Raw genomic sequence first — 25,627 nt, forward strand, 5'->3', positions numbered from 1 at the left:
TCCCTCTAACGTGGGCGCCAACCACAGAGCAGGACACACCCGTTGAGAAGGGGAACAGACAATGGCACCAGCGGCTTTCGATCGTGACAAGGCCCTCGAACTGGCGTTGGCGCAGGTCGAGAAGAGCTTCGGCAAGGGCGCGGTGATGCGCCTGGGCGAGGAGCAGCGGCAGCCCATCTCGGTGATTCCGACCGGGTCCATCTCGCTGGACGTGGCCCTCGGCATCGGCGGCCTGCCGCGCGGGCGCATCGTCGAGGTCTACGGCCCGGAATCCTCGGGTAAGACCACCGTCGCCCTGCACGCGGTGGCGAACGCGCAGGCCGCCGGCGGTGTCGCCGCCTTCATCGACGCCGAGCACGCGCTGGATCCGGACTACGCCCGCAAGCTCGGTGTCGACACCGACGCGCTGCTGGTCTCGCAGCCGGACACCGGTGAGCAGGCCCTCGAAATCGCCGACATGCTGGTGCGTTCCGGCGCCATCGACATCATCGTCATCGACTCCGTCGCCGCCCTGGTGCCACGCGCCGAGATCGAGGGCGAGATGGGTGACAGCCACGTCGGTCTGCAGGCCCGCCTGATGAGCCAGGCGCTGCGCAAGATGACCTCCGCGCTGAACAATTCGGGCACCACCGCCATCTTCATCAACCAGCTGCGCGAGAAGATCGGCGTCATGTTCGGCTCGCCCGAGACCACGACCGGTGGTAAGGCGCTGAAGTTCTACGCCTCGGTCCGCCTGGACGTGCGCCGTATCGAGACCCTGAAGGACGGCTCCGACGCCGTCGGTAACCGCACCCGCGTCAAGGTCGTCAAGAACAAGGTCGCGCCGCCGTTCAAGCAGGCCGAGTTCGACATTCTCTACGGTGTCGGCATCTCCAAGGAGGGCTCGATCATCGACATGGGTGTCGATCAGGGCTTCATCCGCAAGTCCGGCTCCTGGTACACCTACGAGGGCGACCAGCTCGGCCAGGGCAAGGAGAACGCCCGCAAGTTCCTGCTCGAGAACAACGACGTCCGCGACGAGATCGAGAAGAAGATCAAGGAGAAGCTCGGCATCGGCGCCGACGTCACCGTCGACGAGGCAGCCGCCGCCGACTTCTGATCGATGACCTCTCGGGATTCCGAAGGGCCCCGGCCTGACTCGCCGGGGCCCACCCCCCGCCTAGACGCGGTAGAACGCCTCCGCCGCCAACTGGCGTCCCGCGACGCTCGCCCCCCGCGCACCCCCCGACCCCGCACCGCCGAGCCGAGCCACGACCTCTTCGGCCACGACTCCGCCGACCCCTACGCCACGGGCGTCGGCGCCTGGAACTACGGCCCCTCTGCCGCCGCGTACCCCCCGCCCACCGAGCCCGACCTCGCCGGCAACTCCCCATGGAAAACCACCGACGCTTCGCCCTCACCGCACCCGTCGGAATCCCCAGCGCCGCAGGGAGAACTCACCCGCCGCCGTACGCCCGCAGACGTATCCCCAGAGGCTTATGGGGAGCCGGTACACCGCAGCGCACGCGCAGATGAATCCTCGGGGGCTCACTGGGAGTCGGCGCGCCGCAGCGCATGTGCAGATGAATCCTCCGAGCCTGGTTCACCCAACCCGCCCCACAATCCGCCCGCGGGGCGACGCGTCGCCCGGGGGCAGTGGCGAGAGGAAGCGCCCACTGCCCCCGGACCCGGCGAACCAGCCCGGGGCACAGCCCACCGCCCAGCGAAGGCCACCAGGCAAACAGACATCGGCATAACGCCGAGTTCGCCGACAGCAAGTCGCGAAGACAAGCTGAGTGCCGCACAACCTGCGTTGGGAGAGCCGACCGCCATCGGCTCAGGTTTCGAGTCGGCTGATCGCACCGATTGGGCGGATGTCACCGGCGACGGGCCGCCGCAGCGCCGGAAGGTCGCTGAGTTCGATATCCCGGCCTACCCGGAGCCGAGTGGCGGGCTCGTCTCGAGCGCCCACGGATCGAATCATGTTGGGGAAGCGCTGATTTTGCCCACAGCGAGTCGGGAGGAGAAGCTGCGGGCGGCTCGGGCCGCGTTGGCAGAGGCCACGGCGGCAGTGAAAGCCGCTGGGAGCGCGGCCAACTCCGAGGTGCGTGGTGGGCGGAAGGGTCGGCGGGCTTCCACGGGTGTAGGTGGGCCGGTGGACTCCGGGGGAGCTTCCGAGTTCGAGGATGGTGCACGGCGGCCCAGTCGTCGGCGGGCTCGGTCGGCTGGCAGGGAATCCGACAATGAAGCTGGCTGGGAACCCGACAATGAACGGGCCGATGAAGATCGGCCCGACCGAGACGCTGACTCGCCCCTGCGTCGTGGTCGTCGGGACGGTGGCGGTTCGGTTGCGGCCGGCAACTATTCGAACGACTTCGGCGGTAATTATTCGGACGACTTCGGCGGCGAGGATGGTGTCTTTGGCCCTCGCCGCGATAGTCGGCGGGGAAGGCGTCGGCGCCGGGGGGATGGAGATGAGGCGGCGCGGAGTGTTGGGGAGGATGGTGTCGAGGATGAGTTTTCGGCGGGGGATCGCACGCGGCGTCGGCGCGCCGGGCGGGGGCGTGAGGGGACATCGGCGGAGGCGCGGGAGCCCGGGCCGGTAGGGGGAGGGACGGAGGCGCAGGCCAAAGAGGTCTGTCTGCGGATGCTGGCCGATCGAGCTCGCAGCCGGGCCGAGCTGGCGGGCCGGTTGGCGGACAAGGGGTTTGCGCCCGGCGTGGCCAAGCGGGCGCTGGATCGTCTCGCCGAGGTGGGATTGATCGACGATGCGGTGTTCGCCCAGCAGTGGGTGTACTCCCGCCACACCTACTCCGGCCGCGGGAAGAAGGTGCTCGCCGAAGAGTTGCGGCGCAAGGGAATTGCGCCGGAAGACGCCGAACCCGCACTGGAATCGGTGACCGCCGAAGCCGAGACCGCCCGAGCCGCAGACCTCGTTCGCCGCAAACTGGCGACCCTCCCACCAGACATGGACCACGACAAGGCAGTTCGCCGCCTCGTCGCCATGCTTGCTCGCCGCGGCTACAACCCCGCCACCGCCTACGCGGTCGTCACCGTCGAGCTCCCCCGCACCCACACGACACCGATGTCCGATGCCCCCCAACGCCCCGTCACCGAGCCACCCGCGCCAAACCGCGAACTTCCTTCCGAAGACGCCGATTCCGCCGCCGAACTGGTCGAATCCAAGCTCCGCACCCTCTCCCCGAAAATCGACCGAGAGACAGCCACCCGCCGCCTGGTCGGCCTCCTGACCCGCCGCGGCTACAACTCCGGCCTCGCCTACCGAGTCGTAACCGAACAACTCACCGCCGCCGCAGCCTCACAGCCCGCCGAGGACGACACCCCCGATACCGAGAGCCTCCCCGCCTCGGAGCAACCCGACGACGAGCACACCCGCGCAACGGACCTGGTCCGCACCAAACTACGCAGCATCCCCGCAGACCTGGACCGCGACAAGGCAATCCGCCGCCTAGTCGGCATGCTGGCCCGCCGCGGAATCAGTCAGTCAACCGCCTTCGCAGTGGTGAAAGCCGAGCTAGCAGAGCGACACTGACCAACGCCGCCCCCCGGACCTGTGATAATCGCTGAATGACCGAGGGTATTACCGCCGCCCTACGCGACCTTTCCGCCGCATTCGCGCCCTACCCCCGTCGCCCCATCCTCGACCGCTGCCCGCATTGCGGCCCACCGGTACAGGTCGCGGACGCCGACCTGTTCTGGCTCAGCATCAAACTGGGAAACACCGTCGGAGACAGCGCCGACGTCAAGGCCCTGCTGCCCCTGCTGCTCGAGCACCTCGCAACCACCAACGAACTCGACCCCACCATCGTGCTCGGCAAATTGACCCAGTGGGATTGGCGGTCGTGGCCGCCCGTCGAACAGGCGGCAATCGACCGCTACCTGAACCAGATATGGCTGGCCCTCCTATCCCAATCGCCATCGCGAATAGGTGCTTTCGCCGATCCCGCCGCCTTCCTCGAAGCCCTGTCCGCCGTGAACGTTCCCCTGGAACCGTTCCTGTCGAGATGGGACAGCATGCAGGACAAGGAAGCAGATCACAGCCTCGCCAAGTTCATCGTTTCACTGCCCGTTCAACCCTGCTCCCCTGAGCTGCAGGCGTGGATCGCCCGTAAGGACGTGCAAGACAGCCTCTTACGAGCATTCGAACGCCACCACACGGACCCACAGCAGGCAGACACCTTCGCCAACGCCTACGACATTGCCACAGCGTTCGTCACCGCGACCCCCGAACCGAAGTGGGTGCCGCCTACCGATCGATGAGGCCTGATGGGTTGTGCCCACAGCGTGGGTGGGAGGGGGCGATCTTGTCGGTGGGGGGTCGTACCGTGGGGGTATGGCATTGACGTTGCAGGAACGACAGGAATTTCTGGCTCAGCCGCATATTGGTGCGCTTGCTGTGGCTGTGGGTTCGGATCGGGCTCCGCTGAATGTGCCGATCTGGTATCAGTATTCGCCTGGCGGGGAGTTGTGGGTTACTACCGGGGCGGAATCGAGGAAGGTCAGGGCGCTGGAGGGGGCTGGGCGGTTCAGCTTGATGGTGCAGACGGTGGAGCCTCGGGTGCGGTATGTGACCGCGGAGGGGGCGGTACTGCGGATCGAGCCCGCCACGGAGGCGATGCTGCACGAGATGGCGGCGCGGTATCTACCGGCGGACAAGGTCGAGCCCTATTTGAAGTTCGCGGAATCGCTGGGGCCGCAGGTGGCGGTGTTCATGCGGCCCGAGCAGTGGCTTTCGGCCGATATGGGCGCGGCCTGAACCCGTTTCGAGCACAGGAGCGGCGCGACCGGTCAGTGCAGTGCTCCGCCGGGGCGGCTGTTCGAAAGCACCCGGCGGGTGTGGCGCTGTCGTACGCGGTGGCGGGGACGTTGAGCGGCGGGGCGGACGGGTACCGGCTCGCCGGCCGCGTCGCGGTCGCGGTGCGCGCGTAGCCGGGACAGAGCCTCGGAGATCCGCATGGCCCCGAGCATGGCCGCGAAGGTGGCGAGTCCGGTGGCGAGCGGTGCGATGACGGTGAGGAGAAAAAGCCCGAAGACGAATTCTCTTCGAGCGCTGTCGTCTTCGTTCATGAAAACCAGTATGCGAGTTGAGCCGCGCATTGTCCGCAGGTCGGCGCAGCATTTCCGGAATGCCGGGTCCCGGTTGGGGCGCCGCGCGCGCCAACCGGGACTTCGGGTCAGTTTCCGGGCCGTGCGTTGCCGATCACGCCGGGCACCGTCTGATCGGTCATGATGGCGTTCATCCCGGGCGGCGGCGCGATGGCCCCGGCCCGCAACGCGGTCCCGGTGCCCCGTTTGCGGGTGCGCAGCCACTTCTCCACCCGGGTCGCTACCACGGTCAGCAGATAATTGATGGTGATCATGATGATCGCCACCACGATCAGCGACGGAATCGGATTCTGTTCCGCCGCACCGAGCTGCGTACCCTTGCGCACGATTTCCAGATAGGTGATCTGGTAACCCAGCGCCGAGTCCTTGAGCGCGACCACCATCTGCGAGATCAGCGCGGGCAGCATGGCGGTGATCGCCTGCGGCAGCAGAATCGACAGCATCACCTGCGTCTTGCGCATCCCCAGCGCGACCGCGGCCTCGGACTGCCCCCGGGGCAGCGATTTGATGCCCGAGCGCACGATCTCGGCGATGACCGATCCGTTGTACACCGTCAACGCCAGCACGACGGCCGACAGCGCCAGCTGATCGGAGGGAAACACATTGTTCTTGGCGAACAGATTGAACAGGAAGATCATCAGGATCAGCACCGGAATGGCGCGCGAGACCTCCACCACGAATCCCGCCACCCACCGAACCAGGCGGTGATCCGACAGCCGCAGAATCCCGAACACCATGCCCAGCACCAGCGCCAGCACGATCGACAGCGCCGCCGCCACCAGCGTGCCGCGCAACCCGGGCAGCAGATACGTCTTCCACACCCCCGCGTCGGTGAACGGCTTCCACTTCTCGGCCGTGAACTGCCCCTTGTCCGCGAGCCCGTGGTACACGAACCACGCCGCCCCCGCCAGCACCAGGATGGTGATGACCGAATACACGCGGTAGCGCAGCCGCGCCCGGGGCCCCGGCGCGTCGTAGAGCACGGACGCGGTCATCGCGCCACCTCGAATCGTTTGGCCAGCCAACCGAAGAACAAGCCGGTCGGCAGGGTGAGAATCACGAATCCGAGCGCGAAGATCGCGCCGATCTGGAGCACGGCCGCCTCGTTCTCGTTCATCTCCGCCATCAGCAGCGCGGCCTCACCGACGCCGATGGCCGAGGCGATGGTGGAGTTCTTGGTCAGGGCGATGAGCACACTGCCCAGCGGCGCGATGACCGCCCGGAACGCCTGCGGCAGCACCACATAGCGCAGGTTCTGCCCGAAGGTGAACCCCAGCGACCGCCCCGCCTCCGACTGCCCGAACGGCACCGTATTGATGCCCGAGCGCAGTGATTCGCACACGAAAGCCGCCGTGTAAACACTCAATCCGATGATCGCGAAACGAAAGTTGTTCTGCGAGATGCTGTCCGGCCCCTCCGCCGCGAGCCGCAACCCCAGCGTCGAGTACAACCCGATCGAGCAGAACACGATGATCAGCGTCAGCGGCGTGTTGCGGATGATGTTGACGTACAGCGTCCCGATCCCGCGCGCGATCGGAATCGGCGACACCCGCATGGCCGCGACCAGGGTGCCCAGGATCAGCGCCCAGAATCCCGAATACAGCGTCAGTTTGATGGTCACCCAGAACGCGTCGAGCAGTTTGCTGTGATAATTGGAGATCAAGTCGAACACGACTGCCCCATTCCTCCGATGGAAAACGAAGCGTGCCGGGCGATTTCGTCGATCGGGAAATCACCCGGCACGCGTCCGTGAATCAGTACCGGTCGACCTTGGGCGGCTCGGGGATCTGAATGCCGGTGGAGCCGAATTCCTTCTCCAGCGCCGCCTTCCACGCGCCGGAGGAGATCATGGCGTCGATGGCGTCATTGATCTTGCCGCGCGATTCGGTGTCGCCCTTCTTTACGCCGATCCCGTACTTCTCGGTGGTGAAGGTATTGCCGACCACCTTCAGCGCTCCCGGCGACTGCGCCGCGTAACCACGCAGAATGATGTCGTCGGTGGTGACCGCATCGACCGCGCCGGACTTCAACGCCTCCACGCACAGCGAGTACGTGTCGTACTCCTGCAACTGCACTTCCTTCGCGGACACGTACTTGTCCTTGATGTTCTGCGCCGGCGTCGAACCCTTGACCGAGCACAGTTTCTTGTTGCCGTTCAACGATTCCGGCCCGGTGATATCGGTATTGTCCGACCGCACCAGCAGCGACTGCCCGGTAATGAAGTACGGCCCCGCGAAATCGACCTTCTGCTTCCGCGCGTCGGTGATCGAGTAGGTGGCGACGATGAAATCGACCTGCCCATTCTGAATCAGCGTCTCGCGCTGCGCCGACGGCGATTCCTTGAACGTGATGTTCTCCGGCTTCACACCCAGCTTGTCGGCGACGAATTTGGCGACATCGACGTCGAATCCGCTGTAGCTGCCGTCCTTGTTCTGCAGCCCCAGCCCCGGCTGGTCGTATTTGATGCCGATGGTGAGTTTGCCGTCGGCCGCGTGCTGGCTGGCGGTCTTGTTGCTGCTGCCGCCGCACGCGGTGACGGTGAGCGCCAGGGCAGCCACTCCGGCGGCGATCCGGATTGCGTGGTTGATCCTCATCGAACGTCCTGTTCTCTCGTGGAGTGTGGGAAGTCTTGCCTGGGGAGTGGAATCAGTGGGACAGGATCTTGCCCAGGAAGTCCCGGGCGCGATCCGATTTCGGTGCGGTGAAGAAGGATTCGGGCTCGGTGTCCTCGACGATCTGCCCGTCGGCCATGAACAGCACCCGGTTGCCGGCGCGGCGCGCGAAACCCATCTCGTGGGTGACCACGAGCATGGTCATGCCGTCGCGGGCCAGCTGCACCATGACGTCGAGCACCTCGGACACCATCTCCGGGTCGAGCGCGGAGGTCGGCTCGTCGAACAGCATCACCTTCGGATCCATGGCCAGCGCGCGGGCGATGGCCACGCGCTGCTGCTGGCCGCCCGACAGCTGCGCCGGATACTTGTCGGCCTGGTTGGCGATGCCGACGCGGTCGAGCAGTTCCAGCGCCCGGGCGCGCGCCTTGGTCTTGTCGATGCGGCGCACCTTCACCGGCGCCATCATCACGTTCTCGAGAATGGTCTTGTGCGCGAACAGGTTGAACTGCTGGAACACCATGCCCACGTCGGCGCGCAGTTTGGCCAGCGCCTTGCCTTCGGCGGGCAGGGTGACGCCGTCGACGGCGATCTCCCCGGAGTCGATGGTCTCGAGCCGGTTGATGGTCCGGCACAGCGTCGACTTGCCCGAGCCCGAAGGCCCCACCACGATCACGACCTGCCCCCGGGGCACCTCGAGATTGATGTCACGCAACACGTGCAGCGAGCCGAAGTGCTTGTCCACATTCCGCATCGAGATCATCGGCGCGGTGGTGCTGATGGAATCGGCAGGGTCGGTCATGACCAGTGACCCTATCCACACTGTGCCCGATTTGCTCGTCTTTGGGCGGCAGACGGGTGCGCCGGTGGATATCGGACGGGGTTGAGGGGCCGACCAGCCCAGCCATTACCCTGGTTGGGTGAATTCGTTGGCGCAGGTTTCAGCACGTGGTGAGGCAGTCCTCGATGATGCGCGGACCTACGAGGTCCGCACCTTCGGCTGCCAGATGAATGTGCACGATTCCGAACGCCTCTCCGGTCTGCTCGAGGACGCCGGCTACGTGAAGGCCGAGACCGGCGCGACCGCCGATCTCATCGTCTTCAACACCTGCGCGGTCCGCGAGAACGCCGACAACAAGCTGTACGGCACCCTCGGCCACCTCGCGCCCATCAAGGCCGGCCGCCCCGGCATGCAGATCGCGGTCGGCGGCTGTCTGGCGCAGAAGGACCGCGACACCGTCGTGAAGAAGGCCCCCTGGGTGGATGTGGTGTTCGGCACCCACAACATCGGCTCGCTGCCGGTGCTGCTGGAGCGGGCCCGCCACAACGAGGAAGCCCAGGTCGAGATCATCGAGGCGCTGGAGGCGTTCCCGTCCACGCTGCCCGCCAAGCGCGAGTCCGCCTACGCGGGCTGGGTGTCGATCTCGGTGGGCTGCAACAACACCTGCACGTTCTGCATCGTGCCCGCGTTGCGCGGCAAGGAGGTCGACCGGCGGCCCGGCGACGTGCTCGCCGAAGTGCAGGCGCTGGTCGATCAGGGCGTGCTCGAGGTCACGCTGCTGGGGCAGAACGTCAACTCCTACGGCGTCTCCTTCGCCGACCCGACCGAGGAGCGCGATCGCGGCGCGTTCGCGAAACTGTTGCGCGCCACCGGAAATATCGAGGGGCTCGAGCGGGTCCGCTTCACCTCCCCTCATCCGGCCGAGTTCACCGACGACGTGATCGAGGCCATGGCCGAGACGCCGAATGTCTGCCCGCAGCTGCACATGCCGTTGCAGTCGGGTTCGGATCGAGTGCTCAAGGCCATGCGCCGCTCCTACCGCAGCGCGAAGTTCCTGGGCATCATCGAGAAGGTGCGCGCGGCCATGCCGCACGCGGCCATCACCACCGACATCATCGTCGGCTTCCCGGGCGAGACCGAGGAGGATTTCCAGGCGACCCTGGATGTGGTGGCGCAGGCGCGGTTCACCAGCGCCTTCACCTTCCAGTACTCGATCCGGCCCGGCACGCCCGCCGCGACCATGCCCGATCAGCTGCCCAAGGAGGTCGTGCAGGAGCGCTACGACCGGTTGATCGCGCTGCAGGAGCGGATCTCGCTGGAAGGCAATCAGGCGCTGATCGGTTCCACGGTCGAGTTGCTGGTCGCCGAGGGCGCGGGCAAGAAGAACGACAAGACCGCCCGCATGTCCGGTCGCGCGCGCGACGGGCGCCTCGTGCACTTCCGGCCCACCGCGAACCCGGCCCCCGGCAGCGAGATTCGGCCCGGCGACGTCGTCACCATCGAGGTCACCGGCGCGGCCCCGCACTACCTCATCGCCGACGGCCAGGTGCTGACCCACCGCCGCACCCGCGCGGGCGACGCCCACGAACGCGGCGTCACCCCCAAGACCGCGCCCATCGGCGTCGGGCTGGGACTGCCCCGCATCGGCGCGCCGGTGGTCGTGGAGACCGCCGCGGCCGGGTGCGGTTCCGCCTGCGGCGATTGACACTCCGGGCCGCCCGGCAGCGGGGGCCGATGTCAACTACGCAGCGTCATAGGGCAGGATGCCTGGGGTACGTGCGGGTGGATTCGACCGTGGCGGAATCCGGACCGCACGCCGCCGACCACACCAGTACCCGCGCCGCCGCTGTGCCACGGCGCCAGGCGTGAGCGAGGATCGCGAGCGGAATGACCGAGCAGCAGCCCACCGGCGAGCCGGGTGACCACCCGAAGCCGGACACGCCCGAAGAGCAGGCAGCACAGGCAGAATCGGTGCCCGAGGCGGCACCCGAGGCGAACGAGGAGACCATGAAGGCCGCCGAGAACCATCAGGACTTCGAACAGTTCCGCGCGGACCTCGAGGCCGTCGAACGCAAGATCGCCGGGGAGATCGATCCGGGCGTGCGCGCCATGGTGGTCGCCGGGTCGGTGTTCGTGCTGCTGGCCTCGCTGGTGCTGCCGCACGCGGGCAAGACCCGCGGTTTCGATGTGCTGCTGTACGACACGGTCGCCCAGGGCGATCACATCGGGCTGCCGTCGCGGATCTTCGTGTGGTTCGTGGTGGTGTTCGGCATCGCCTTCTCGATGCTGGCGCTGATCACCCGCCGCTGGCTGCTGGCGTGGATCGCGGTCGCGGGTTCGGCCATCGGCAGCGTGTTCGGGGTGCTGTCGATCTGGCATCGGCAGACTCCGGGGCTGGGCAACTATCACGGCGCGGGTCCGGGTGTCGGGCTGATCGTGGCGACCGTCGCCATCATGGTGCTGACCTTCCACTGGGTGCGGGTGGTGTGGGCGCGCACCAATGTGCACCTGGCCGCCGAGGAGCAGCGCCGGCGGGCGGAGGCGCAGGCCGAGGAGCAGCAGCGTCGCCGGCTGTTCGGCGAGGACTGAGATTTCGCGGGAGTACTGAGATTTCGCGAGGGCCCGGCGGCGATCGAATCCGATTGCCGCCGGGCCTTTGCCGTCAGCCGGCGCGTTCGGGCCGGTAGGCGAGTCCGGCGACCGTGGCGGCCAGCCCCGCGACCACCATGTAGATCCAGCCCGCCCGGAATTCCGTCATGGTCCTGGTCGCGGCGTCACCCAGGATGGCGGTGAGGATGGCGACGCCGAGCGCGGAACTGGTCTGGCGCGCCATCATCAAGGTGCCGGAGCCCAGCGAGATCTGGTCGGCGGGCAGCAGTGTCGAGGCTCCGAACAGCGGCGGTTGCAGCAGCGCGGTGCTGGTGCCGGCCAGGATCGAGCCCGGAATCATCACCAGCGCATAGGAATTCGAGAATCCGCTGGCCAGCACCCACCAGGCGCAGCCGAGCGCGATGGCCGCGCCGCCCAGTGCCGCCGAGGCGCGCGCCCCGACCAGGGCCACGAACCGGCCGGAGAACGGTGACATCAGCAGGCAGCTGATCGGCATGGCGGCCACGCCCAGGCTGGCGCGCAGCGTCGAGTAGTGCCATTCCTCGGTCATGAACAGCGTCGCCTCCAAGATCATGGCGGCGAAGGCGAGGTAGTAGCAGAAGACGCCGAGGGTGGCGGTGCGGAACGGCTTGTGCCGCAGCACGGTCGGGCTCACCACCGGGTCGGGGTGACGGCGCACGTGCCAGACGAACAGGCCGGTCAGCGCGAGCGCGGCGAGCAGGCAGGCCACGGTGGCGTGCGCGAGGTAACCCCAGTCGGTGGCCTGCACGAACACCGTGGTGAACGCGGCCGTCGACCCGAGGATCAGTGCCGCGCCCAGCAGATCCAGCCGCCGGTTGGCGCGCTGCGCGATATCGGGCAGCACGCGCAGCCCGAACGCGAACGCCACCACCGTGAACGGCACGTTGAGCAGGAAGATCCAGCGCCAGCCGGCCTGCAGCAGCAGGCCGCCGATCACCGGCCCGCTGGCGCCGCCCGCCGCGGCGATGGCGGTCCAGATGCCCATGACGGTGGTGTGCTCGCGCTTCGGGAACACCGGCAGCACCAAACCCAGCCCGGTCGGGATGAGCAGGGCGGCGGCCGCGGCCTGCGCGATGCGGGCGACGATGAGGATCGCCAGGTTCGGGGCCAGGCCGCAGGCGATGGACGCCAGGCCGAAAAGCGCTATGCCGAGCAGGAATCCGCGTTTGCGGCCGGTGTCGTCGGCGAACCGGCCCGCCGGGACGAGTAGGGCGGCCATCACGATGGTGTAGGCGTTCAGCGTCCACGAGACCGTGCCGGTGGAGGCGTCCCCGAAGGACTGCTGCAAGGCGGGGAACGCGACGATGACCGCGAAAAGGTCCAGGATGGCGAGATATTGGGCGATCGCCGCGATGGCGAGTACCCGCCAGCGGCGCGGGTCGGGGGCCGTATCCGGTTGGGGGAGAGGCGGTTCCGATCGGGGGACCGGTGGTGTGCGTTCGGTCGTCGTGGTCATGTCTTCGACTATCCGAAGTCTCGGCCGCCGCCACGAGTGGCAGGAATGCCACACTGCGCTAGATTTCTGACACGATGCGGCGGTAGCGTGGTCGCATGGAATCGAGTCCCGGCACGCTGGCCGTCGCCGTCGCGCCCGGGATGCCCATCTTCGAGCTGGCCATCCCGTATCAGGTGTTCTCCGAGCCGCCGATCGGCGTCGAACCCGCCGCCTGGTACGACTTCCGGCTCTGCGGGCCCCGCGACACCCGCCACGCCGCGCTGCGAGATCCGTTCGTGGCCTTGACCGATCACGATTACGACGACCTGATTCGCGCCGACACCGTGATCGTGCCCTCCACCCCCAGCGTCCGCGTCGAGCCGCCCGCCGACCTGGTCGAGGCCGTGCGCGCCGCCCACGAGCGCGGCGCGCGCATCGCCTCGCTGTGCACCGGCGCGTTCGTGCTGGCCGCGGCGGGACTGCTCGACGGCCGCCGGATGACCACGCATTGGCGCTACATCGACATGCTGCGCGCCCGCCACCCCCACCTCGACATCGACCCGGGCGTCCTCTACATCGACGACGGCCGCATCCTCACCAGCGCCGGCACCATGGCCGGCATGGACCTGTGCATCCATCTCATCCGCAAGGACCTCGGTGCGCAGGCCGCCAACGCCGCCGCCCGCTACCTCGTGGTCTCCCCGCACCGCGCCGGCGGCCAAGCCCAATACCTGCAATCCCCGGTCCCCGCCCACCCCGCCGACTCGGGCCTGTCCGCCACCCTCGAATGGGCCCTCACCAATCTCCAACGCCCCCTGACGGTTTCGGACCTGGCTGCCCACGCCAACCTCTCCGAACGCACCCTCGCCCGCCGCTTCCACGCCGAACTCGGCGCCACCCCCCTGCGCTGGCTCCTCACCCAACGCCTCATCCGAGCCCGCGAACTCCTCGAACTCACCGACCTCCCCGTCGACGTCGTAGCCGACCGCTGCGGCCTCGGCAGCCCCGCCAACCTCCGAACCCACTTCAACCGCGAAGTAGGCCTCTCTCCAACCGAATACCGCCGCTCCCACCGCCCCACCCGCCACGAAGTCATCACCGGAACCATCGAAATCCCCTGAGCTTGACAAAGATCCGACCGGTGTGATTGCGGTGAGTTCTCGGAACCGGCACTCCATACGGCGTTTGGACCGCCATACTCGGACTGTGCGTGCGTCAGGCGCGATCCGGGAAACCCGTCGGTCACGGCGGCGCGGCTACCTGCGTCCACTCGCCCTCTTGGTTACCGGGGTCGCTGCCACGGCATTCCTCACGGCCTGTTCCGCGTCGAAACCCGCACCGGGACCACAGCTCCAGCACGCGACGATCGGGACCGGCCCCGTCGAGGTGCGCGTGGGCTCTGTGGCAGTGTCCGCGGCGGCCGGTGTCGCCGAGCCAGGCACCGAAATCGCTGTGGCGCAAAGTGATACGGGCGTTCCCGCCGCAATGGACGGAATGCTGCACGCATTCGGACCCGCGGTCGAGGTCACGCTGGCCCAAGGTCGGGCCCAGCCGGCCGGCCCGGTCCATTTGCGGTTCACCCTCGACCGCGCGGCCGTCGACGCACAACGCCAGGCTGGGCATGCCTTGGTGGTGTTCACCCGGTCCAGTGATGCCGCGCACACGCCGGATCTGCTGCCCGCCCAATGGGACGAGTCGAGCGCGACCCTCGCGGCCGATGCCACGCACCTGTCGTCTTTTCTGCCGGGATGGCTCGACCCGGCCGGATTCGGCAAGACGATCGGCGATGGCATCAATGCCGCACTGGGGCTGCGCTTCCCGAAGCCGGACTGCGCCGGTAACGCACCGGCCGGCGCGACCATCACCGTGTCGGCCGTGGATCGCGATGTCGCCTGGCCATGTCTGATCACCACCGACACCGGTTACCGCCTGGAACTGAACTCCAACTCTGGGTGGGCGTGGCTGGTGCGTACGAGTCCGCCGCTGGGCGGCCTCGAATCGCACGGCCGGGACTTGGCCGGGGCCATTGCCGCTGGCATCTTCTACCAGACCAGCAACACTGCACGGACTTCCGTCATGGTGCCGGGAGACAAGGCCGCGATACCCTTCGATGCCGATCATGTACCCGCCTATGGGCAGTTGGCCATGGACGCCGGACTGTCGCTGGTCTCGGTGGCGCTCGACGAGATCGACGCGGCCTCACAGTTGTTCGGCGTCAAGTTCGGTCTGATCGACAAACTCCAGTCGGACACGACAAAACTCGGCTGTCTCGCGGATGTCGTCGGCGGCATCGACGGGCTGTCGGGCGCCGACTTCGCCGCCAAGGTGGGAGCGTTCGGCAAGGCGATGCTGGACTGCCTCGGTGAACTCGGTGGTGCCGCCGGCGCATTGGTCATCGGCGCGGTCGCCGGGGTGATCTCGGCATTGTTCGTCAGCGTCGCGGGGGCGGTGACGGAGGGCGCCGGATTGGGTACCGCCGGATTCACGGTCACCCAGACCGCCCAGCCGGTTCTGGGGCGTGCCCAGGACCGGTACAGCGTGGGATTCGGGTCGGTGAAACCATCGGACCTGTCGATCAACTCGCTGTGCGACAACACCATCACCGCCGTGCGATGGGACTCCTGGGGCGGTGCGACCGCGGTCGGGCACGGGCAGGCATGCGTGCCGGCTGGGGAGGGCGGCGGCACGAAACCGGTCGATCTGCTCGCCTCCGACAAGGGTGACTGCCATGGGTCCCTCGCCTACCGCCACCTGAAGGCCACTGATTCGACGCCGGCCGGCGGTGACGATTGGCCGGGGGATATCTGCGGGTAGCAGGTCAGGCGTCGCGGAGGATGTAGTCGGCGAGTAGGTCGTAGTGGTCGGGGGCGAGGCCGTCGTCTAGGGGGACGGCTACGGCGACTGTGCCGATTTCCTCGCCGACGAAGAGGGCTGGGTCGTTGCAGTCGGCGAGGCCGATGGCGTCGATGCCGGCTTGGGCGGCGCCGCCGCACCAACCGTGGTCGGCTACAACGAGATCCGGGGAGGGCTCACCGGCGCGGTGCAGGGCGTCGAGGGCCAGTTGGATGGGGATGGCCGAATGGGTGTGGATCGCGCCGCGGGGGGCTACGAGATTGGCGACGCCCTGGACGTATTCGATCGTCAGGTGCTGGATGCCGTAGTGGGTCTGGTCGTCCCAGGTCGCACCGGCGCCGGTCGTGACGATCGTGCCGCCCGCCTCCGACAGGGCCCGCGCCAACCGCTGGTACATGCGGGTGAGGCGCTGGGGGTGGCCGGTGGCGAACAGGACCCGCTGGCGTTGCCGGAGAGCCTTGTCGAAGCGGGCGGCGTAGCGATCCAACGCCGCCGCGGTGCGTTCCGGGTCGATGGTGTCGACGCCGCGCAGGTTATCGCGACGCGGGCGGATGCCGACCTTGCGGACCATGAGATCGAAGATCGCCGCGGCATCCCATTCGGGCCCGATGTCGAGCCCGAGCAGATATCCCGGATCCTGTTGCGACAGCCGCCAATAATGCGCGAGGTTGTTCTCCCGAGGAGTGGCGACCTCCCCCGCCATCCGGGTCGCGACCAGATGCGCGATCAACTCTTCCCGACTCGGTGCCATACCCCGAGACTAACCACCGTCTCCGCGCGGCGATATCTGTTTGTGGCGCAATCGAATCCAGCGCGCGCACCAACGGGGCCGAGTGCGGACCACGTCGACCGCACCGGTGGCAGTGCCCCACTCACAGTCCGCCGCACTCGCTCGCAGCCGCGCGAAGAACGGGCGCGAGTGCGTCGGCACCGGCGACGACTCCGAACGCGAGATCGCACTCGCGGTGGCCGCGCGCGGCACTGTCCCCGGTGCGGGTGCTCGCGGGCCAGCAGAACCTCATCGAACTGGTCGCCGCCTTATCGCGCGTCACCGCGATTGATCCAGCGGTCGGTGCGTTTCCACACGTATTGAACGCGAATCGTGCCGCTCCGGCATGACGAGAGAGCATCTCGACCGTCGGGCCCAGTCGGTACCGAAATGCCGTGTGCCTGCTCATCTCTGCGGTGGACCGCGCCGAGAATTTCGGCGCGGCCCGCATCGAACGACTCAGCGCTGGCTGACCGCGCCTTCGGCGGCTTCGGCCCATTCGCGCCACTGTTTGGCTTGTTCGAGGGCCTTTTCGGCGTCTCGGGTCTTGCCGGCGGCCTGGGCCTTGGCGGCCTGTTCCTCGAATTGGGCTACGCGCTCGCGGAATTGGGCGGCGCGGGCCATGGCCTCCGGGTCGGTGCGGCGCCATTGGGCGTCGACGGCCTCGCGGACCTTCTTCTCGATGGCGCGCAGCCGCGATTCCAGGTCGTGCATGCGCTCGCGCGGGACCTTGCCGATGGCGTCCCACTTCTCCTGCAGCTCCCGCAGGGCGTTGCGCGCGGCTTCCAGGTCGGTGTCGGGGTTGATGTGGGCGTAGGCGGCCAGGAGTTCTTCCTTGGCGGACGCGTTCTGCTCGAACTCGTGATCGCGTTCGGTGGCCGCCGAATTGCGGGCGGCGAAGAAGATGTCCTGGGCGGCCTTGAAGCGCCGCCACAGCTGTTCGTCGGCCTCGCGGGGGGCGCGGCCGGCGGCTTTCCACTCGGTGAGCAGGTCGCGGAAGACGGCCGCGGTGCCGGACCAGTCGGTCGACCCGGACAGTTCCTCGGCCCGCACGCACAGCTCTTCCTTGCGGGTCTTGGCCGAGGCGCGTTCCCGATCGAGTTCGGCGAAATGCGCACCGCGACGGCGATTGAACGCCTCCCGGGCCTTGGAGAAACGCCGCCACAGCGCGTCGTCGACCTTGCGGTCCACGCCGCGAATGGTCTTCCACTCGTCGAGGATCTCGCGCAGCCGGTCCCCGGCGACCTTCCACTGGGTGGATTCGGCGGCGATCTGCTCGGCCTCGGCGGCCAGTGCCTCTTTGCGCTCGGTTTGCTCGTGCCGGGTGCGTTCCTTCTCCTCCTTGGCGTGCGCGGCCGCCTCGTCGGAGTGTTCGATGATGGCCCGCAGCCGGGCGGTCAGACCGTCGATATCACCGATGACCGAGGCACTCGGCAATGTTTCGGCAAGCGCGGTGGCGGCGGCCTTGGTCTTGCGGGCGTCGGTGCCGGCGGCCAGCCGGGCCTCCAGCAACGCCACCTCGGTGGCCAGATCGTCGAAGCGGCGACCGAAATGGGCCAGCCCCTCGGCGGCGTCGCCGGCCTGCCAGGAACCGATGACGCGTTCCCCGTCGGCGGTCTTGACCCAGGCAGTGCCGTCGTCGTCGACGCGCCCCCACTGGCTGGGATCGCTCACCGAGGGCACGACCACCGGATGCGGGTGCGGGGTGGCCGGGCCGGGCGTGGGTTTGACGGCATGGGGTTTGGGCGATTCGGGTTTGCGACGCGGGCCGCCGGGCCGGGGCGCGGTGTCCGCGGGGGACGGTTTGGCCGTGTCGCCGGGGGTCTTCGCGGCGGCTCCCGGGGTGGGGATCGGGCTGTCGCTGGGGGTGGGGACCGGGGCTGGGCTCGGGGTGGGCACTGCGGCGCCGGGCTTGGGCGTCGGGGTCGACTCCGGGTGGGTAGCCTTCTCGGTTCCGTGGTTCTCGGTCATTGCTCCTCGTCCCTGCCGCGCGTCACGGCTGCCTGGTTACGCCCTAGCTCATCGGTCTCACTGCATCCCATTCAACCAGGCTGAGATGGGAAATGCTGTCTTTGAGCCCGCTTCGGCGGCGCGGCGGTGCGGCCGGGGTGGGGCTGGTGAGGTGCGTTAGCGCTACGGTTGACGGCGTGTTCTGTGTTGCGTCGCTGGTTCCCTCACCGCCCGTGCTGGTGCCCGAACTCGAGGGCGCGGCCGGTGCGGCGGCCGACGGTGTGCTCGCGACGCTGCGAGCTGCGGTGTTGCGGGCGGCGGGGGAGTTGTCGGCCCGCGCGTCGCGGTGGATCGTGGTCGGCGTGGCGGATGCGGAGCAGAGCTCCGGCGCGGAAGCGGACCGGGTGATCGGTTCGGACTCGGTGGGCACATTCCGGGGATACGGCGTGGACGTCCGGGTTGGTTTGGCCGGATCCGTGGCCGAACGGGTCGCCGCCGACCGCCGCCCGGACCCGCTGTTGCCGCTGCCGGCCCTGATCGCGGGCTGGCTGCGCGAAAAGGTCGCTCCCGCAGCGGTCGCCGAATGCCGCCTGATCTCGGCCGATGCCTCCGCCGACGAGGCCCTGACCTTCGGCCGCCGCCTGCGCGCGGAACTCGACGCCGAACCCGAGCCGAGCGCGGTGCTGGTCGTCGGCGACGGTGCGGCAACCCTGTCGCTGAAGGCCCCCCGCTATTTCGACGAACGCGCGGAAGCTGTCCAGTCCACTATCGATCGGGCCCTGAGCGCGGGGGATCGGCAGGCGCTCGCGGCGCTCGACACCCGGCAGTGCGCGGAGGTGGAGGTCGAGGGCCGCCCCGCCTACCAGGCCCTGGCCGGGCTGTTCGCCGCCGACCCGCTCGATCCCCGGGTCGAAACCCTGTACGCCGACGCCCCGTTCGGGGTCGCGTACCACGTCAGCGTGTGGCGTCCCGGTGCGCAACCCCGAGATCCGGGCGCGCCGCGATGACCCGCCCCGTCGCCGTCGTCGGCCCCACCGCCACCGGGAAATCCGATCTGGCCTTGGCGCTGGCGGAACGCCTGCACGGCGAGATCGTCAATATCGACGCCATGCAGCTCTATCGCGGCATGGACATCGGCACCGCGAAACTGCCGGTCGCGCAACGCCGCGGCATCCCGCATCATCAGCTCGACGTGCTCGACATCACCGAGACCGCGACCGTGGCCGCCTACCAGACCGCCGCCCGCGCCGACGTCGAGGCGATCATGGCCCGCGGCCACACCCCGGTCATCGTGGGCGGTTCCATGATGTATGTCCAAGCGCTGCTGGATGATTGGGATTTCCCGGCCACCGATCCGGAGATCCGCGCGAAATGGGAAGCGGTGCTGGCCGATCGCGGCACCGTCGCCGTGCACGAGGCCCTGAAACAGGCCGATCCGGTGGCCGCGCGGACGATCCTGCCCACCGACGGCCGCCGCATGGTGCGCGCGCTGGAAGTGGTGGAGCTGACCGGTAAACCGTTCGCCGCCTCCGCCCCGCAGATCGGTGAACCGCGGTGGGGCACGGTCATCCTCGGCGTCGACCGCGACACCGCCGAACTGGACGCCCGCATCGAACTGCGGACCGCGACCATGTTCGAATCCGGGCTGGTCGAGGAGACCGAACAGCTGATCGCGCAGGGGCTGCGCCACGGCCAAACCGCCCGCCGCGCCATCGGTTACGCCCAGGTCCTCGATTTCCTCGACGGCGAATACGACCTGGCCGAGGCGCGGGAGCGCACCTTCATCGGCACCCGCCGCTACGTCCGCCGGCAGCGTTCGTGGTTTCGCCGCGATCAGCGCGTGCACTGGGTCGACGGCGCGGATCCGGCCCTGTCCGCGACGGCTTTCGCCCTGATCGAACAGGCGGCCGTCGCCGCCCGCTAGCCCGAACTGCGCACTGCCACACGGCCTCCCGCCGGATCGCGCCCGGACACTCCAGGGTGTGCGGACACGCCAGATTCGCGCCGTGGATGTCGGGACGCCGCGCTACGTTGCTGTAGTGACGGGCCGTGGGAGTACGCGGAATGCATCGGTCGAGTTATGGCGTGAATACCTGAGCAACAGGGCCAAACGGGTACGGGACGGCCGATTCCTGGTGCCCGGCCGACGCGCCATCACCCGGGCGCTCGAATGTGGTTGGCCGCTGGAGACACTCGTGTACCGGCTGGGCGCGCCGGAGCCGCCGGATTGGGCGCGGCAGCTGCTCGAGACGAGCGGGGTGCCCGGCGTGGGGCTGGTGCCGGAGGTGATGGCCGAGCTGGCGGAGCCCTCCGAACCGGTGCCCGAACTGGTCGCGGTGGCGATGACGCAGCGGCCCGAGCTGGAGGATTTCGCGCCGGGCACGCCCGCGGAGCCGGTGCCGGTCGTGGTGATCGACCGCCCCGCCTCGGCGATCCGGCTGGGAGCGTTGATCCGGTCCGCCGCGGCGTTCGGGGCGGGTGGGGTCATCGTGACCGGTTCCGGCGCAGACCATTACGACCCGCAGAGCGTGCGCGCCTCCGACGGGGCGCTGTTCGCGGTCCCCGTGCTGCGGGCCTCGGGCGCCGCGCAGGTGGCGGCCTTCCGGGACCGGCAGCGGGCGCGCGGCGTCGACACCCGTATCGTCGGCAGTGACGATCACGGCGGCCTCGCCCTCGACGACGCGCGCTTCGGCGGCGGCACCGTCCTGGTCCTCGGGGACGACAGCGACTCGCTCACCCCCGCCTGGCGGCAGGTGTGCGACGAACTGGTCTGCGTTCCGACCGACGGCACCCTCGGCTCGCCCTCCGCGGCCGCGGTGGCCCTCTACGAAATCTCCCGGCAGCGCCGGGCACTACGGTGAGGACTATGACGAGCGAGAACAGCGCCGCTGACATCGAGTTCAGCAAGGGCCACGGCACCCAGAACGATTTCGTGGTGCTGCCCGATCCGGACGCGTGGCTGGAGCTCACCGAGTCCCGGGTGGCGGCGCTGTGCGATCGGCAGCGCGGGCTGGGCGCGGACGGGGTGCTGCGGGTCGCGCGCGCGGGGGCGTTGCTCGAGAACGGGGTGCTGGCCGCGCTGCCGGAGGCGGTCTCGGCGACGGACTGGTTCATGGACTACCGCAACGCGGATGGTTCGATCGCGGAGATGTGCGGCAACGGGGTGCGGGTGTTCGCGCACTATCTGGTCGCGACCGGGTTGGAGCGGCGCGAGGAATTCGTGGTCGGCTCGCGCGCGGGCGCCCGGCCGGTGGTCGTGCATCACGCCGATCCGGTGCACGGCGAAGTGACCGTCGCCATGGGCAAGGTCAAAACCCTGGGCCGTTCCACCGCCACCCTCGACGGCCGTGAGTTCACCGGTCTCGGCATCGATGTCGGCAATCCGCATCTGGCCTGCGTGGACCCGGCCCTGACCCCGGGTCTGCTGGCCGGTCTGAACCTGGAGCACGCGCCCGCCTTCGATCACACCCTGTTCCCGCACGGCGTGAACGTGGAGATCCTGACCGCGCTCGGTGTCGGCTCCGACGGCGAGCGGGGTGTCGACATGCGCGTCTACGAGCGCGGCGTCGGCGAAACCCGTTCCTGCGGAACGGGAACCGTGGCCGCCGCCGCGGCCGCGCTCTCCGCCGACGGCTTCGACCTCGCCTCCGATGCCGGCCACATCCAGGTCCGCATTCCCGGCGGCGTGGTCACCGTCGGCATCGAGAACGGGGCCGCGTGGCTGCGCGGTCCCTCCGAGCTGGTCGCCACCGGTCGCCTCGCGGCCAAGTGGTGGCAGGACGCGTGACGCCGCGAACACGTCGCCGTGAAATAACCGAATGCGCCTTCTCGTTGGGACGTGGGACTATGGAGGTGTATGAGTAAGCCAGAAACGTATGAGTTCACTCCCGCCGAGGACCTCGACGAGGAGTTCGACGCTGCCCCCGACACCGATCGCAACGGCTGGTCGGCCGCGCCGACCGTCGGTGAGCAGCAGCTCGAGGAGCGTGCCGCACTCCGCCGAGTGGCCGGTCTGTCGACCGAGCTCGAGGACGTCACCGAGGTCGAGTACCGGCAGCTGCGCCTCGAGCGCGTGGTCCTGGTCGGTGTGTGGACCGAGGGCACGGCCGCGCAATCCGATGCCAGCATGGCCGAATTGGCCGCGCTCGCCGAGACCGCCGGCTCCGAGGTGCTCGACGCGCTGATTCAGCGGCGGGACAAGCCCGACAAGTCCACCTATCTCGGTTCCGGTAAGGCCGAGGAGCTGCGTGCCATCGTCCTCGAGACCGGCGCCGACACCGTGATCTGCGACGGTGAGCTGACTCCCGCGCAGTTGACCGCGTTGGAGAAGGTCGTGAAGGTGAAGGTCATCGACCGCACCGCGCTGATCCTCGACATCTTCGCCCAGCACGCCACCTCGCGTGAGGGTAAGGCGCAGGTGTCGCTGGCGCAGATGGAGTACATGCTGCCGCGGCTGCGTGGCTGGGGTGAGTCCATGTCCCGGCAGGCCGGCGGTCGTGCCGGCAGCAATGGCGGTGTGGGTCTGCGTGGTCCCGGTGAGACCAAGATCGAGACCGATCGTCGGCGCATTCGTGAGCGAATGGCCAAGCTGCGCCGCGAGATTCGCGAGATGAAGACCGCGCGCGACACCAAGCGCGCCAAGCGTTCGGCCAGCGGCATCCCGCAGGTCGCGATCGTCGGCTACACGAACGCGGGCAAGTCCTCGCTGATGAACGCGCTGACCGACGCTGGAATCCTGGTGCAGGACGCCCTGTTCGCCACCTTGGATCCGACGACGCGGCGCGCCGCGCTCGAGGACGGCCGCGAGGTCGTGTTCACCGACACCGTCGGTTTCGTCCGGCATTTGCCGACCCAGCTGGTCGAGGCATTCCGCTCGACGCTGGAAGAGGTGACCGGAGCCGATCTGCTGCTGCACGTGGTCGACGGTTCGGATCCCTTGCCGGATCAGCAGATCAAGGCGGTCCGCGAGGTCATCACCGATGTCCTCAAGGAGACCAACAGCCCCGCTCCGCCGGAGTTCCTGGTGGTCAACAAGATCGACGCCCTCGATCCGCTGGAGCTGACCCAGCTGCGCGGCTGGCTGCCCGACGCCGCCTTCGTCTCGGCCCGCACCGGCCAGGGTCTGGACCAACTCCGCGACCGCCTGGCCCAAATCCTCGGCGGCCTGGATGTGGAAGTCAGCGTCCTGCTCCCCTACACCCGCGGCGACCTGCTGGCCCGAATCCACGCCGACGGCAAAATCCTCACCTCCGACCATGAGGAATCCGGCACCCGAGTCCGAGCCCGCGTCCCCAACGCCCTGGCCGGCCAACTAGCCGAATTCGCCCACGCCGGAACCGAGTAACCAACCAAGATCAGGGAGCTCTCACCGCGGTAATTCAGACAAAATTCCGCGCTGAGAGCTCCCTGATCTTGTTGTGCCGCAGGGGGTCAGGACTGGGCGAGGCCGATGATGTTGCCCTGGGGGTCTTTGAGGATTGCGACCTGTTTGCCGCCGCCTACGTCGTGGGGGTTTTCGGTGATGGTGGCGCCTGCCTCGACGAGGGTTTTGACGTGGGTGTCGATATCGTCGACGGTCCAGAAGGGGGTGGCGCCGGTCATGCCGCGGTCCTGGCCGTTGGGGACGAGGCCGACGGGGATGCCGTCGGGGGTTTCGAAGTGCACGTAGTAGGGCTGGTCGATGGCCGGGTCTACGCCGAGCAGGGTGGTGAACTGTGCTTTCGCGGCGTCGATATCGGTCACCGGGTAGAGGATCGCGTCGATCTTCTTCGTCATCGGAGTGCTCCTTGTCTTGTTCTCGAACTCCTCGACTCACACGCTAGGGCCGGGGAGCGGCGGGTCGCTTCTTGATTCCTGATCGCCTTGCGACGGGTTCGCCGAGGACCACAGGTTCCAGCTCGCGGAGGCGGCCCGGCGTCGCGTGATCATCTCCAGATGGGGGACGAGGGCGACGAAGTAGCGCTTCGCTTCGCACGCGCGGTCGCAGTTCTGGTGCGCGGCCAGGCCCCGCCGCGCCACCTCGAGGTTCTGGACCGGATAGTCCGGTACGTCATGACCGATCGGATGCGTCACGGCTCAGCTCCTCGCCTGACGCCGGGCGGCGCGGTGCCGGCCGCGCTGCCCGCGAGCGGAATTCCCCGAATTCCGAATGTCTTCCACCAGGCAACCGAACACTGCCAATCCGCTCAAAGCGGTCATCATGGACAAAACCCAAGCATCCCAGGTCATTACGCCTCCCAACCGAATGTCCGACTTTTCCGAATAGCAGCTGCTTGCCTCAAGTACACACCGCAAAGAAGCTGCGGAGTGGGAACATTGGAGACATTCAGTGAAATACGATGAAAGTCCGCGGTGGTCATGTCCGTGGCGGATATCCCCCAAATAGCGAGGCTAAGAAATGACTGGATCCACGGTCTCTCGCATGGATTTCGGGAACTTCATGCGTGAAGTGCGCGAAAACGCACATCAGACATTGCTCGCCGCGGCGGCGGGGCTGGAGGTGTCTCGTCAGGTCATCATGCGGATGGAGGAAGGCAGCCCCACCAAGCTCACCAAACCGCTGATCGGACTGTTGCTGGACCACTACGGGGCCGCACCGGAGGTTTGCGAGGAGGCCCTACGGCTGTGGTCGGAGATCGCGGATCAGGACAAAGTGGCCAAGGCACAGGGGAACTCGAAGGGCTTCTGGAAGGCTTATACCGATCAGGTCGCACCGAGCTTCCCGCGCTTTCTACGGCTGGAAGGCGCGGCCAACAGGATCATCCTGCATCAGCCGACGATCGTGCCGGGTCTACTGCAAACTCCCGAATATCGCCGCGCGATCATCCGGATCGACGAACCGGATCTTTCCGCGGTGAATGTCGAACGCTTGCTGGAACTCGTCGCCCGGCGGCAAACACGCTTGAGCGAGAAGGCCTTTCGGCTGGAAGTGCTGGTGTCCGAGGCGGTACTTCGCAACCGGCCCGGGAGTCCGAAGGTCATGGCGGACCAGTTGCGGTGGATAGCCGAAGCCGGGCAACGAGAAAATCTCAGCATCCGCGTTCTGCCCTTCGCCATCGGCCCGCACCGGGGCCTCACCATCCAGCCTTTCACCTTGCTCGATTTCCCCAAGGGTTCGAGCGGAATCTCTTTGCCGACAGTCGTTTACGTCGAGGGCGCGCTCGGCAGCCTGTACCACGAACGAGCCGAGGAGATCGACCAATATCGGCAGGCGATCGCGGCCATGCAAGCGGTAGCGTTGACGGAAACGGACACAAGAGACATGGTGCTCGCTCTCGCGAAGGAGTACGCGGCATGAAGAAGCCCCCTCGGGTCGGTGCGTGGTACAAGTCGAGCAGATCGGACGCCGCGAAGCAGTGCGTGGAGGTCTTTCTCGGCGATGGTGCTGTGGGCGTTCGGGATTCGAAGAATCGGGGGGCGGAGTTGTGGTTCTCGGATGCGGCGTGGCGGTCGTTCATCGACAGTCGGGTGTGGGAGCGGTGAGGGTGGGG

Annotated in this window: 25 protein-coding genes and 1 pseudogene; 15 read left to right on the forward strand and 11 right to left on the reverse strand. The window is 68.0% G+C overall.

What is annotated here, in order from left to right; translation table 11 throughout:
* The first annotated feature begins 61 nt into the window (after positions 1-61).
* From recA to D7D52_RS14435, 4 genes and pseudogenes are all read left to right on the forward strand, one after another.
* The gene (recA, locus tag D7D52_RS14410; protein WP_120736809.1) at positions 62-1,099 is read left to right on the forward strand and encodes a recombinase RecA; all 1,038 of its coding nucleotides are present in this window, start codon (positions 62-64) and stop codon (positions 1,097-1,099) included.
* A 1,479-nt stretch (positions 1,100-2,578) separates the two neighbouring features.
* Positions 2,579-3,049, forward strand: a pseudogene (locus D7D52_RS14420) (regulatory protein RecX); the annotation flags it as partial.
* Between the two features lie 518 nt (positions 3,050-3,567).
* Entirely contained in the window at positions 3,568-4,260 is a 693-nt protein-coding gene (locus tag D7D52_RS14430; RefSeq protein WP_120736813.1) for a hypothetical protein, read from the forward strand.
* A 73-nt stretch (positions 4,261-4,333) separates the two neighbouring features.
* Positions 4,334-4,756 (forward strand): pyridoxamine 5'-phosphate oxidase family protein, encoded by a 423-nt coding sequence (locus tag D7D52_RS14435; RefSeq protein ID WP_120736815.1) that lies wholly within the window; start codon positions 4,334-4,336, stop codon positions 4,754-4,756.
* Between the two features lie 32 nt (positions 4,757-4,788).
* Here D7D52_RS14435 and D7D52_RS37740 read toward each other — a convergent pair whose 3' ends face one another.
* From D7D52_RS37740 to D7D52_RS14455, 5 genes are all read right to left on the reverse strand, one after another.
* Positions 4,789-5,067 carry a hypothetical protein gene (locus D7D52_RS37740; protein WP_162958315.1) on the reverse strand — a complete coding sequence of 93 codons (279 nt, stop codon included), beginning with the start codon at positions 5,065-5,067 and terminating at the stop codon, positions 4,789-4,791.
* A gap of 107 nt (positions 5,068-5,174) precedes the next feature.
* Positions 5,175-6,101 carry an amino acid ABC transporter permease gene (locus D7D52_RS14440; protein WP_120736817.1) on the reverse strand — a complete coding sequence of 309 codons (927 nt, stop codon included), beginning with the start codon at positions 6,099-6,101 and terminating at the stop codon, positions 5,175-5,177.
* On the reverse strand, positions 6,098-6,778 hold the full coding sequence (locus D7D52_RS14445; RefSeq protein WP_120736819.1) for an amino acid ABC transporter permease: 681 nt from the start codon (positions 6,776-6,778) through the stop codon (positions 6,098-6,100). Before D7D52_RS14445 ends, D7D52_RS14440 begins: the two co-directional genes overlap by 4 nt.
* Before the next feature lie 82 nt (positions 6,779-6,860).
* On the reverse strand, positions 6,861-7,700 hold the full coding sequence (locus D7D52_RS14450) for a glutamate ABC transporter substrate-binding protein (protein ID WP_120736822.1): 840 nt from the start codon (positions 7,698-7,700) through the stop codon (positions 6,861-6,863).
* A 52-nt stretch (positions 7,701-7,752) separates the two neighbouring features.
* Positions 7,753-8,481 (reverse strand): amino acid ABC transporter ATP-binding protein, encoded by a 729-nt coding sequence (locus tag D7D52_RS14455; RefSeq protein WP_162958893.1) that lies wholly within the window; start codon positions 8,479-8,481, stop codon positions 7,753-7,755.
* Positions 8,482-8,638: 157 nt separating this feature from the next.
* Here D7D52_RS14455 and miaB point away from each other — a divergent pair, with 157 nt between their 5' ends.
* Positions 8,639-10,204, forward strand: a complete 1,566-nt coding sequence (gene miaB, locus D7D52_RS14460) for a tRNA (N6-isopentenyl adenosine(37)-C2)-methylthiotransferase MiaB (protein ID WP_120736826.1) — start codon at positions 8,639-8,641, stop codon at positions 10,202-10,204.
* Positions 10,205-10,506: 302 nt separating this feature from the next.
* Positions 10,507-11,088 (forward strand): Rv2732c family membrane protein, encoded by a 582-nt coding sequence (locus tag D7D52_RS14465; protein WP_120744110.1) that lies wholly within the window; start codon positions 10,507-10,509, stop codon positions 11,086-11,088.
* Positions 11,089-11,161: 73 nt separating this feature from the next.
* Here the strand turns inward: D7D52_RS14465 and D7D52_RS14470 are convergent, their stop codons facing one another.
* Positions 11,162-12,586: an MFS transporter gene (locus D7D52_RS14470; protein WP_120736828.1), complete on the reverse strand. Its 1,425-nt coding sequence runs from the start codon at positions 12,584-12,586 to the stop codon at positions 11,162-11,164.
* A gap of 95 nt (positions 12,587-12,681) precedes the next feature.
* On the opposite strand from D7D52_RS14470, the gene D7D52_RS14475 reads away from it, so the two are divergent.
* The gene (locus D7D52_RS14475; protein WP_120736830.1) at positions 12,682-13,686 is read left to right on the forward strand and encodes a GlxA family transcriptional regulator; all 1,005 of its coding nucleotides are present in this window, start codon (positions 12,682-12,684) and stop codon (positions 13,684-13,686) included.
* A gap of 373 nt (positions 13,687-14,059) precedes the next feature.
* Positions 14,060-15,379 carry a hypothetical protein gene (locus tag D7D52_RS14480; RefSeq protein WP_162958316.1) on the forward strand — a complete coding sequence of 440 codons (1,320 nt, stop codon included), beginning with the start codon at positions 14,060-14,062 and terminating at the stop codon, positions 15,377-15,379.
* Positions 15,380-15,383: 4 nt separating this feature from the next.
* Here the strand turns inward: D7D52_RS14480 and D7D52_RS14485 are convergent, their stop codons facing one another.
* The 3 genes from D7D52_RS14485 to D7D52_RS14495 form a co-directional block, all read right to left on the reverse strand.
* Positions 15,384-16,169, reverse strand: coding sequence for a phosphatase (locus tag D7D52_RS14485; RefSeq protein WP_120736832.1), 786 nt, complete (start codon positions 16,167-16,169; stop codon positions 15,384-15,386).
* Positions 16,170-16,290: 121 nt separating this feature from the next.
* On the reverse strand, positions 16,291-16,686 hold the full coding sequence (locus D7D52_RS40560; protein ID WP_484297967.1) for a helix-turn-helix domain-containing protein: 396 nt from the start codon (positions 16,684-16,686) through the stop codon (positions 16,291-16,293).
* Entirely contained in the window at positions 16,647-18,158 is a 1,512-nt protein-coding gene (locus D7D52_RS14495) for a DUF349 domain-containing protein (protein ID WP_187703152.1), read from the reverse strand. Before D7D52_RS14495 ends, D7D52_RS40560 begins: the two co-directional genes overlap by 40 nt.
* A 176-nt stretch (positions 18,159-18,334) precedes the next feature.
* On the opposite strand from D7D52_RS14495, the gene D7D52_RS14500 reads away from it, so the two are divergent.
* The 5 genes from D7D52_RS14500 to hflX all read left to right on the forward strand — a co-directional run bounded on the left by D7D52_RS14500 (position 18,335) and on the right by hflX (position 23,481).
* Positions 18,335-19,144 (forward strand): class III extradiol ring-cleavage dioxygenase family protein, encoded by an 810-nt coding sequence (locus D7D52_RS14500; protein WP_120736835.1) that lies wholly within the window; start codon positions 18,335-18,337, stop codon positions 19,142-19,144.
* Positions 19,141-20,061: a tRNA (adenosine(37)-N6)-dimethylallyltransferase MiaA gene (miaA, locus tag D7D52_RS14505; RefSeq protein WP_120736837.1), complete on the forward strand. Its 921-nt coding sequence runs from the start codon at positions 19,141-19,143 to the stop codon at positions 20,059-20,061. The genes D7D52_RS14500 and miaA overlap by 4 nt, the downstream gene beginning before the upstream one ends.
* 115 nt (positions 20,062-20,176) lie before the next feature.
* On the forward strand, positions 20,177-20,998 hold the full coding sequence (locus D7D52_RS14510) for a TrmH family RNA methyltransferase (RefSeq protein ID WP_120736838.1): 822 nt from the start codon (positions 20,177-20,179) through the stop codon (positions 20,996-20,998).
* 5 nt (positions 20,999-21,003) lie between these two features.
* Positions 21,004-21,924, forward strand: coding sequence for a diaminopimelate epimerase (gene dapF, locus D7D52_RS14515; protein WP_187703153.1), 921 nt, complete (start codon positions 21,004-21,006; stop codon positions 21,922-21,924).
* A gap of 69 nt (positions 21,925-21,993) precedes the next feature.
* The gene (hflX, locus tag D7D52_RS14520; RefSeq protein ID WP_120736839.1) at positions 21,994-23,481 is read left to right on the forward strand and encodes a GTPase HflX; all 1,488 of its coding nucleotides are present in this window, start codon (positions 21,994-21,996) and stop codon (positions 23,479-23,481) included.
* 86 nt (positions 23,482-23,567) lie between these two features.
* Here hflX and D7D52_RS14525 read toward each other — a convergent pair whose 3' ends face one another.
* On the reverse strand, positions 23,568-23,912 hold the full coding sequence (locus tag D7D52_RS14525) for a VOC family protein (RefSeq protein WP_120736841.1): 345 nt from the start codon (positions 23,910-23,912) through the stop codon (positions 23,568-23,570).
* 36 nt (positions 23,913-23,948) lie between these two features.
* Positions 23,949-24,209: a hypothetical protein gene (locus D7D52_RS37745; RefSeq protein WP_162958317.1), complete on the reverse strand. Its 261-nt coding sequence runs from the start codon at positions 24,207-24,209 to the stop codon at positions 23,949-23,951.
* A gap of 349 nt (positions 24,210-24,558) precedes the next feature.
* Here D7D52_RS37745 and D7D52_RS14530 point away from each other — a divergent pair, with 349 nt between their 5' ends.
* Both D7D52_RS14530 and D7D52_RS14535 read left to right on the forward strand, forming a co-directional pair.
* Entirely contained in the window at positions 24,559-25,434 is an 876-nt protein-coding gene (locus tag D7D52_RS14530; RefSeq protein WP_120736843.1) for a DUF5753 domain-containing protein, read from the forward strand.
* The gene (locus tag D7D52_RS14535; RefSeq protein WP_120736845.1) at positions 25,431-25,619 is read left to right on the forward strand and encodes a DUF397 domain-containing protein; all 189 of its coding nucleotides are present in this window, start codon (positions 25,431-25,433) and stop codon (positions 25,617-25,619) included. The genes D7D52_RS14530 and D7D52_RS14535 overlap by 4 nt, the downstream gene beginning before the upstream one ends.
* Positions 25,620-25,627: the final 8 nt, after the last annotated feature.

The sequence above is a fragment of the Nocardia yunnanensis genome, assembly GCF_003626895.1.
Taxonomy (GTDB): domain Bacteria; phylum Actinomycetota; class Actinomycetes; order Mycobacteriales; family Mycobacteriaceae; genus Nocardia; species Nocardia yunnanensis.

Excerpts from the sequence above, each read along its gene's own strand:
- D7D52_RS14535 (WP_120736845.1), top strand. The coding sequence starts at position 25,431 with ATGAAGAAGCCCCCTCGGGTCGGTGCGTGGTACAAGTCGAGCAGATCG.
- miaA (WP_120736837.1), top strand. The coding sequence starts at position 19,141 with ATGACCCGCCCCGTCGCCGTCGTCGGCCCCACCGCCACCGGGAAATCC.
- D7D52_RS14455 (WP_162958893.1), bottom strand. The coding sequence starts at position 8,481 with ATGATCTCGATGCGGAATGTGGACAAGCACTTCGGCTCGCTGCACGTG.
- dapF (WP_187703153.1), top strand. The coding sequence starts at position 21,004 with ATGACGAGCGAGAACAGCGCCGCTGACATCGAGTTCAGCAAGGGCCAC.
- D7D52_RS14480 (WP_162958316.1), top strand. The coding sequence starts at position 14,060 with ATGCTGCACGCATTCGGACCCGCGGTCGAGGTCACGCTGGCCCAAGGT.
- D7D52_RS14430 (WP_120736813.1), top strand. The coding sequence starts at position 3,568 with ATGACCGAGGGTATTACCGCCGCCCTACGCGACCTTTCCGCCGCATTC.
- D7D52_RS14465 (WP_120744110.1), top strand. The coding sequence starts at position 10,507 with ATGAAGGCCGCCGAGAACCATCAGGACTTCGAACAGTTCCGCGCGGAC.
- D7D52_RS14435 (WP_120736815.1), top strand. The coding sequence starts at position 4,334 with ATGGCATTGACGTTGCAGGAACGACAGGAATTTCTGGCTCAGCCGCAT.
- D7D52_RS14475 (WP_120736830.1), top strand. The coding sequence starts at position 12,682 with ATGGAATCGAGTCCCGGCACGCTGGCCGTCGCCGTCGCGCCCGGGATG.
- D7D52_RS14525 (WP_120736841.1), bottom strand. The coding sequence starts at position 23,912 with ATGACGAAGAAGATCGACGCGATCCTCTACCCGGTGACCGATATCGAC.
- D7D52_RS14485 (WP_120736832.1), bottom strand. The coding sequence starts at position 16,169 with ATGGCACCGAGTCGGGAAGAGTTGATCGCGCATCTGGTCGCGACCCGG.
- D7D52_RS14440 (WP_120736817.1), bottom strand. The coding sequence starts at position 6,101 with ATGACCGCGTCCGTGCTCTACGACGCGCCGGGGCCCCGGGCGCGGCTG.
- D7D52_RS14450 (WP_120736822.1), bottom strand. The coding sequence starts at position 7,700 with ATGAGGATCAACCACGCAATCCGGATCGCCGCCGGAGTGGCTGCCCTG.
- D7D52_RS14470 (WP_120736828.1), bottom strand. The coding sequence starts at position 12,586 with ATGACCACGACGACCGAACGCACACCACCGGTCCCCCGATCGGAACCG.
- hflX (WP_120736839.1), top strand. The coding sequence starts at position 21,994 with ATGAGTAAGCCAGAAACGTATGAGTTCACTCCCGCCGAGGACCTCGAC.
- D7D52_RS14495 (WP_187703152.1), bottom strand. The coding sequence starts at position 18,158 with ATGACCGAGAACCACGGAACCGAGAAGGCTACCCACCCGGAGTCGACC.
- D7D52_RS37740 (WP_162958315.1), bottom strand. The coding sequence starts at position 5,067 with ATGAACGAAGACGACAGCGCTCGAAGAGAATTCGTCTTCGGGCTTTTT.
- D7D52_RS14530 (WP_120736843.1), top strand. The coding sequence starts at position 24,559 with ATGGATTTCGGGAACTTCATGCGTGAAGTGCGCGAAAACGCACATCAG.
- D7D52_RS40560 (WP_484297967.1), bottom strand. The coding sequence starts at position 16,686 with ATGGGCCGAAGCCGCCGAAGGCGCGGTCAGCCAGCGCTGAGTCGTTCG.
- recA (WP_120736809.1), top strand. The coding sequence starts at position 62 with ATGGCACCAGCGGCTTTCGATCGTGACAAGGCCCTCGAACTGGCGTTG.